The sequence below is a fragment of the Nocardia spongicola genome (assembly GCF_047200775.1).
Classification (GTDB): Bacteria; Actinomycetota; Actinomycetes; order Mycobacteriales; family Mycobacteriaceae; genus Nocardia.
Window position 1 is genome coordinate 1 of the sequence record NZ_JBJZOO010000062.1, and the last position, 510, is coordinate 510.

Here is a 510-nt window from a genome sequence, read left to right on the forward strand (position 1 = left end):
GGGTATTGGCGTGCGGCGTTGGCGGGGTTGCCGGATGAGTTGAATTTGCCGGCGGATCGGCCGCGTCCGGTGGTGCAGTCGTTCGCGGGTGGGCGTGTGGTGTTCCCGATCGAGGCCGGGGTGGCGCGTGGGTTGGCGGAGCTGGCGCGTGGTGAGCAGGCGACGTTGTTCATGGTGGTGCATGCCGCGTTGGCGGTGTTCCTGGCGCGGATGTCGGGCACTGAGGATATCGCGATCGGTACCCCGGTGGCCGGTCGTGGGGAGGCCGAGCTCGATGATGTGATCGGTATGTTCGTCAACACGTTGGTGTTGCGGTCGCAGGTGAATGGCGGGGCGTCGTTTACGGAGTTGCTGGCCCGGACCAAAGAGGCGGATTTGCAGGCGTTCGCGCATGCGGATGTGCCGTTCGAGCGGTTGGTGGAGGTGCTCGCGCCGGAGCGCTCGACCGCGCGGCATCCGTTGTTCCAGGTGGCGTTGTCGTTCGAGAACCTGCCGGCCAGTGGTTTCGAG

At 66.3% G+C, this 510-nt stretch carries 1 protein-coding gene; it reads left to right on the forward strand.

Translation table 11 applies throughout. The annotated features are described in order from the left end of the window. Positions 1 to 510, forward strand: a 510-nt coding sequence (locus tag ACL02S_RS24200; RefSeq protein WP_412804798.1) for a condensation domain-containing protein, incomplete at both ends; no start/stop codon positions are given.